General features: G+C 42.9%; 1 rRNA gene. It reads right to left on the reverse strand.

From position 1 onward, the window contains the following. A 16S ribosomal RNA gene (locus JMA39_RS21090) occupies window positions 1-116 on the reverse strand; the annotation flags it as partial. Between the last annotated feature and the right edge of the window lie 1310 nt (window positions 117-1426).

Below are 1426 nucleotides of genomic sequence, written 5' to 3' on the forward strand. Positions count from 1 at the left end.
TCACCCGTCCGCCGCTCGTCACCTCAGGAGCAAGCTCCCTTGTGTTACCGCTCGACTTGCATGTGTTAGGCCTGCCGCCAGCGTTCAATCTGAGCCATGATCAAACTCTTCAATTAAAGTTTTTTTGCTTCACCTCGAAAGGGTCAGCGGCTCAACGAATTCTGTATTACATATTGCTATGAACACTCATTCATTAAGTAAATTTTTGACTGCTTCGTTAGAAGACAGTTTCGAATAACTTAATCTCTGTGAGTGTCCACACAGATTTGCTTGTCATATTGTTAAAGAGCGTGAAGTCATCTTTCAGACTTCGCCTTAGACGCTTAGGTCGTTTGGCTGAGGAGGCGTATTCTACACTTCCCGTTGTCGGCGTCAAGCGCTTATTTTAAGAAGTTTTTCAAGTGATGATTCTTTATACAAGGCACATCAGATGAAGCTCTTAAATCGCTTGTCACCAGATTCAAATCTCAATTGATTTTTGAATCCCTAACACCGCTGCAAGTCCCTTGCTACCTAGCTTTGCTAAGAGGCGTTGGCCTGCTGTGCCGTGTCAGTGGGGTCGCATTATAGGGAAATTCTAGGCGAGCGCAAGTGCTTTTTAAAAGAAAAATCCATTTTATTCTTATACCTCTACTGGGCACAAGAAGCGCACACGATACCCACAGAGTTACCCACATAGGTTAGTTGTGCGTACGCTAATCAGTATAATTAACGGCTACCAGAAGACTCTGCATGTCTGAGGACTAACACCATAAAAGAGCCTACACATCTTAATTGTTCATGTTAAAACATTTATCTCAGCCTAGTCTCATGCTAACCAGGAGACCAGCATCGTCTTTAAATTGCTCCGTTCCTCCTGCTTTTCGGCTTTAACAGCCTTATAAAAAATATTTGCTCAATCAAAGGGAGTTTGGAACATAGAGCTCAAAGCTTCTGATTTACTATGAAACTAAAGAACTGGCTCCATATAGCTCAAGACCAAATGCTTTCTATCATTTAGACAAAGGAGTGGACTTATCATTAGACCTGCTAAATAACAGGAACCTGAATACTATTAGCTCTTACCCAACTTGATAAGTCAGCGACAAATCAGAGATCTAGATGTTAAAAAAGAGGATGACACTCACTGTTTATGCATCTGGAAAGCCCAGTACCTCTTTTAAGTAGAGAGTCGCTAAGGCTTCTTGTGTATTTGGTGCCTAAAAATTGCTAACTTCGATCATGCAGGCATGGATGGTGAGAATGGCGAACCTCATATGCTCTCGAACGATAAACAAGAATATCGAGCTGGCTTTTGTACAAGGAGGTATCAAAGTGCGAATGCCAAAAATGCATAGACGCAATTTCTGGCCATGCTCAGCGGCTGGCGACCGCCGAGGCCTTTCCTCGGCATCTGCCCCATAGGGATATGGTAAATGTCATAATG

It is taken from the genome of Shewanella schlegeliana (assembly GCF_016765635.1).
GTDB classification, from domain to species: domain Bacteria; phylum Pseudomonadota; class Gammaproteobacteria; order Enterobacterales; family Shewanellaceae; genus Shewanella; species Shewanella schlegeliana.